This is a genomic window from Leisingera sp. F5, from assembly GCF_001593695.1.
On record NZ_LUKH01000123.1, the window covers coordinates 1 to 5,581 of the forward strand.

A 5,581-nucleotide genomic window follows, 5' to 3' on the forward strand; every position below is an offset into this window, starting at 1 on the left:
ATCGACGGGCATGAGGTGGTGGACGCGGTCGGGGGCCTGTGGAACGTAAACCTCGGCTTTTCCTGCCAGCCGGTAAAGGACGCGATTGCCGCGCAGCTGGACGTGCTGCCCTATTACTCCACCTTCCGCGGCACCACCAACGACCAGGTAATCCAGCTGGCCGAGGAGCTGCGCAAGTTCTTCGCGCCCGATGGCCTCACCCGTGCTTTCTTCACCTCTGGCGGATCGGACTCGGTTGAAACCGCCCTGCGGCTGGCCCGCCAGTACCACAAGATCCGCGGCGAGGAGGGCCGCACCAAGTTCCTGAGCCTGAAAAAAGGGTACCACGGCACCCACATGGGCGGCGCCTCGGTGAACGGAAACGCCAACTTCCGCACCCAGTACGAACCGCTGCTGCCCGGCTGCTTCCAGATCCCCGCGCCCTATACATACCGCAATCCGTTCAATGAGACCGACCCCGAACGGCTCGCCCAGCTCTGCCTGCAGGCGCTGGAGGATGAGATTGCCTTCCAAGGCGCCGGCACCATCGCAGCCTTCATAATGGAACCGGTCCTGGGCGCCGGCGGGGTGATCCCGCCGCATTCCAGCTTTATGCCGGGCGTGCGCGAGATCTGTTCGCGAAACGGTATTCTGCTGATCGCAGATGAGGTGATCACCGCCTTTGGCCGCACCGGATCCTGGACCGGCTCGCGGCACTGGGGTGTGCAACCGGATATGATGGCGACGGCCAAGGCGATCACCAATGGTTACTTCCCCTTTGGTGCCGTGATGATCGCGGATCACATGACGGAAGCCTTCGAAAAGGACACCAGCGGAAAGGCCGCCATCGGCCATGGCTACACTTACTCCGGCCATCCTGTAGGCGCTGCAGCAGCGCTGGCCTGCCTTGCCGAAACCCTGCGCCTGAACGTGCCCGAAAACGCCGCCGCCCGCGGCACCCAGATCCATCAGGGGCTGCTGGACCTGCAGCAGAAGTACGAGCTGATCGGCGACGTGCGCGGCGGCCACGGGCTGATGAGCGCACTTGAGCTGGTGGCAGACCGCAGCACCAAGGCGCCGGCTGACAAGAAAACCACCGGCACGCTGCAGGAAGCAGCCTATGAGGCCGGCGCGATGGTGCGGGTCTCCGGCCCCAACATCATCCTGTCACCGCCGCTGGTGCTGAGCGAGGCCGAGGCAACAACTATCCTCTCTGCCCTGGACGCAGGCTTGGCGGCGGTGAGCTGACACCCGCGCCATATGCCGCCACGCCCGGACCGCCAGTGCCGGGCGTCACCAGATACCGTGGCGGCCCCGAAGCATATGCTTCGGGGCCGCGCCTTCGGCGGCGCCGCTGACGCGGCGCGGTGGCGTGATACGGAAAAGAGCGCAGCTGCCGCAGCCGCGCCCGTTCCCATGCCCTTTGCAGCCCCCCTCTGCGCAAGATCAGATGAAATGAACGTAGAAATCGCGCATCCCGTCCCCTTCCAGGTCACGGGTCTTGCGGACTTCCTTGCGCTTCATGAAAACGTGGTTGGCGACCAGCTCTGGCCCGACCGCCCCGGCCAGCACAGTGTCCCGTTCCAGATCCGCAACAGCGCCCTTCAGGTCCACCGCTGTTCCCTCTCGGGCATCAGTGCGGTCGAAGCCGTCGCCTGTCTCCATCGGCGGCAGCTGGTGGCCATTCTCCAGCCCCAGCCGCGCCGCCTGCAGCACCGCCGCCACCGCCGTATAGGGGTTGGCCGAGGCATCCGCCATCCGGTGCTCCAGCCGCGCCTTGGCACCGCCTTCCGAGCTGATGCGGGTGGTCACGTTGCGATGATCGCCGCCCCAGTTCTGCCAGTATCCCGACAACGAGCCCGGCTGCAGCCGCATGTAGCTGTTGGCAGTGGGCGCAATCAGCCCCGCCAGCCCCTTGTGGTGATGCAGCAGCCCGGCCAGGCAGCCGCGCGCCAGATCATTCATATGCGCTGGCCCGCCCCGCGGCCCCGCGGACAGCGCATTGCCGCCCGCCTCATCCGTGAAGGAGAAGTTGATATGCATGCCTGAGCCGCCGGCCTCAGCCACCGGTTTTGGCATGAAGGTCAGGACAATGCCGTATTCCAACGCCACTTCCCGCGCCATCAGGCGGAACAGCACTATGTCATCCACCGCCTTCACCGCATCGTCAAAGGTCAGCGTGTATTCGAACTGCGGGCTGTCGAATTCGGCGGTGATCATGTCCAGCGAAAAGCCCATGTCATCCGCCATGGCCCAAATCCGATCATTGAACCGCAGCGGATCGGCAAAGGGCCCGGTGCCATAGACCACCCCGCCCGGCGCATCATAGGGCATCAGCCGTCCGCGATCGTCCGCCTGCAGCGCAAAGGCCTCCAGTTCGATCCCGACCTTCGGCGTCAGCCCGTGTTTCCGCCAGTCCGCCACAGCCCGCTTCAGCGCCCAACGCGGGCACAGCGCCAGCGGCTGCCCCTCGTCGTCATAAAGATTACCCAGCACCACCTTGGTCGAGGCATGCCAGCTGTCTCGGATATCGTCATGCAGCCACTTCAGCTCCATATCCGGCAGCCCCTGTTTCACCATCGAACCCGGTGCGTCCAGCAAGTCCCTGTCGTAATGGGTGCCAAAGACCGAACGGCAGAACCGGGTCGAGTCGTCTCCGATCTTGGAATTCGGCAGATACTTCCCCCGCATGATGCTGAGGTGATCGCAAAACATCGCGCGCAGGCGGGTCTTCATGGCTCAAGGTCCTTCGCTGTTGGTCAGTTTTCGGCATCGTTTTCCGTGCCATGTTACTTAACATATTTAGCGGTTTTCGCAGAGTCTTTCCTGGGGATGGCCTGGCTGCTAGGCTGCTTCCACCCGCACCGGCAGTGCCTTGATGCCGCCGACAAAGTTCGACCGCAGGAACTTGTGCGGCCCCGCTGGCTCGATATGCCGGATCCGCTTGGCCAGTTCCTGGAACAGCACGGTGACTTCCAGCCGCGCCAACCACATGCCAAGACAAACATGCGGGCCGAACTGGCCGAAGGACAGATGCCGGTTCGGGCTGCGGTAGAGATTCACGTGAAATGGGTCCTCAAAATACTTGTCATCCCGGTTCGCCGAGGCGAACCAGTAGAGCACCTTGTCGCCCTCGCGGATGGTCTTGCCATGCATTTCCACATCCCGCGTTGCGGTGCGCCGAAAGTAGAGAGCGGGTGTCGCCCAGCGGATGATCTCATCCGCCGCGGTGTCCCAGACCTCCCCGCCTTCCTGCATCTGCGCCAGCAATTCGGGCTGATGGCACATCGCCTGAATCCCGGCGGCAATGGAATAGCGCGTGGTGTCATTGCCCGCCGCCACCAGCAGACAGAAGAAGTTGCGGAACTCGGTCTCGGTGATGACCGAGCCATCTTTGGCCGGCTCCAGGATCAGGTTCAGCACACCCGAGGTATCTCCTTTGCGCGCCTTCTCCTCCATCAACTCCTTGGCATAGATGTACAGTTCCGCCCCGGCGGGAGAGTTGAAGGGCATCATCCGGAACTCATCCGTCTGCATCTTGTCGAGCACATGCGAGGTGAAGTCCGGATCGGTATTGGCAATCAGCGCATCGCCCTTTTCCACCAGCCAGGGCAGGTCCGCCTCAGGCAGGCCCACCACCCGGCCCAGCATCCGCATCGGCAGCTGACGGGCGATCTCCTTGGTGGCGTCGAACTCCCCTTTGGCCAGCGCTTGATCCAGAATATCCGCACAGAGGTCCCGGATATCCTGCTCATATTGCGCCATGGTGGTCTTGGAGAACGCCTTCAGCAGCTTCATCCGCACTTTGGAATGCTCCGGCGGGTCGGTTTCCTGAAAGGTGCGCCGCGCCAGGTATTCCTCGTAGGACTGGTCTTCCATCCGGATCCCGCGGGCCGACGAGAACACCTCGGTGTTCTTGTTCATCACCGTGATGTCTTCATAGCGGGTGACCGACCAGAAATTCTTGCCGCCCTCGTATTCGGTCCAATGTAACGGGTCCTCGCGCCTGAGCCTCGCAAAAGTGTTGTGCGGCGCGCCACCAGCAAAGGCATCATGGCTGCTCAGATCCGCATAGCCGTCGTCCGTGGGGGTCCAAACTGTCATTGCCGGCTTTCCTAATTTGCTTTCTTAATGTATATTAAATAGCATTATAAATATGTAAATAAAAACCTTGCGAGCGTTCTCATGCATTTGGCCATCCTGATGACCAACACAGACGAAAGCGAATTTGCCCAAAGGCATCCAAAGGACGGCGAGAAATTCACCGATCTGATCCAGATGGCCCGGCAAGACTGGCGCACCACGGTGTTTTCCGTGAAGGACGGGGAGTTCCCTCAGGATCTGTTTGAATTCAACGGCGCAATGATCACCGGAAGCCCGGCCTCGGTGCGCTCCGGCGCCCCGTGGGTGGCGCAGCTGCTGGAGCTGATCCGCACCGCCCACGCACGCGACCTCCCGCTGTTCGGCGCCTGTTTCGGCCATCAGGCCATTGCACTGGCCCTCGGCGGCAGCCTGGACCGCAACCATGACGGCTGGGTCCATGGGCTAACCCGCAACCATCTGCTTGCCCGCCCGGATTGGGCCGCAGCCCTGCCGGAGGAAATCAAACTCTACGGCTCCCACTGCGAATGCGTCAGCACACTGCCGCCAGACGCAACCCCGCTCAGTGAATGGAATGGCATGAACACTGGCTTCACCCTGGGACGCCACATCTTCACCACCCAGCACCACCCGGAGATGACCCATGACTTCATCATCGCGCTAAGCGAAGAAATGCGGGAAGTTCTTGGCCCTGCGGTCCATACCCGCGCTAAGAACAGCCTCAAAGACCACTCCGATCAGCTCGTATTTGCGGAATGTCTCGCCCGGTTTTTCGAACAAGCAATTGCCCACTAAGCCCGCATCTTCTTCTTTGTAAAATACCCGCGCCGCAGGCACGGGGCCGCCCGGCCCCGTTCAGCAGCGTCTCACCCCAGTGCTGCCAGCAGATCCATCACCGTGACCTGATCGAATTGCACATGGGAAATCATTGCAGCCTCCGCCGCCTTCCAGTCATGGGCAAAGATCAGCGCGGCAATCTCACGATGCTCCTTGGCTGATTGCGCAATAGCGCCAGGATAGCGGTAGCGCGCCCGGTAATAGGCCATCAGCTTGCGTGCGTTGGTCTTGATCATCTCGACCAGAAACGGATTGCCAGAACCTTCGGCCACACAGGCATGAAACCGCAGGTTCAACTGGTAGTATCCACCCGGATCACCATCGCCCTTTTCCACAGCGTGCTTTTCGCAGGCAGCCACAGCCGCCTCCAGCTCCTCCGCCCGCACCGGAGACAACCGCCGCGCCGCCAGCGCCGCCGCTTGCCCCTCCAGGCGGGCATGCACCTCAAGAATGGCCAGGAATTCCTCCAGCGTCGGCTTGAAAAGCACTGCCCCCTTGCGCGGCAGCCGTTTGATCAGCCCAATGGCTTCCAGCTGGATAAAAGCCTCTCGGACCGGCGTGCGGGAGACTCCGTGGCGCTCCACCAGTTCGCCTTCCTCCAGCGGCGCGCCCGGCACCAGGCGGCCTGCTTCAATGTCCTCTAGGATTGCGTTCAGAATCTGCT

5 protein-coding genes are annotated in these 5,581 nt (G+C 62.2%); 2 read left to right on the top strand and 3 right to left on the bottom strand.

Annotated features, from left to right (window positions below):
* The coding region (locus tag A2I95_RS25375; protein ID WP_291734385.1) for an aminotransferase class III-fold pyridoxal phosphate-dependent enzyme at positions 1 to 1,227 on the top strand (1,227 nt) is incomplete at its 5' end.
* 198 nt (positions 1,228 to 1,425) lie between these two features.
* Here the strand turns inward: A2I95_RS25375 and A2I95_RS25380 are convergent.
* Both A2I95_RS25380 and A2I95_RS25385 read right to left on the bottom strand, forming a co-directional pair.
* Complete coding sequence (locus A2I95_RS25380; protein WP_291734387.1) at positions 1,426 to 2,715, bottom strand: glutamine synthetase family protein; 1,290 nt, start codon at positions 2,713 to 2,715, stop codon at positions 1,426 to 1,428.
* Between the two features lie 108 nt (positions 2,716 to 2,823).
* Positions 2,824 to 4,083: a cytochrome P450 gene (locus A2I95_RS25385; protein ID WP_291734388.1), complete on the bottom strand. Its 1,260-nt coding sequence runs from the start codon at positions 4,081 to 4,083 to the stop codon at positions 2,824 to 2,826.
* Between the two features lie 81 nt (positions 4,084 to 4,164).
* On the opposite strand from A2I95_RS25385, the gene A2I95_RS25390 reads away from it, so the two are divergent.
* Entirely contained in the window at positions 4,165 to 4,875 is a 711-nt protein-coding gene (locus A2I95_RS25390; protein WP_291734390.1) for a type 1 glutamine amidotransferase, read from the top strand.
* Positions 4,876 to 4,946: 71 nt separating this feature from the next.
* Here A2I95_RS25390 and A2I95_RS25395 read toward each other — a convergent pair.
* The coding region (locus A2I95_RS25395) for a GntR family transcriptional regulator (RefSeq protein ID WP_291734391.1) at positions 4,947 to 5,581 on the bottom strand (635 nt) is incomplete at its 5' end.

Coding starts and splice junctions, on each gene's coding strand:
- A2I95_RS25380 (WP_291734387.1), bottom strand. CDS start 2,715: ATGAAGACCCGCCTGCGCGCGATGTTTTGCGATCACCTCAGCATCATG.
- A2I95_RS25385 (WP_291734388.1), bottom strand. CDS start 4,083: ATGACAGTTTGGACCCCCACGGACGACGGCTATGCGGATCTGAGCAGC.
- A2I95_RS25390 (WP_291734390.1), top strand. CDS start 4,165: ATGCATTTGGCCATCCTGATGACCAACACAGACGAAAGCGAATTTGCC.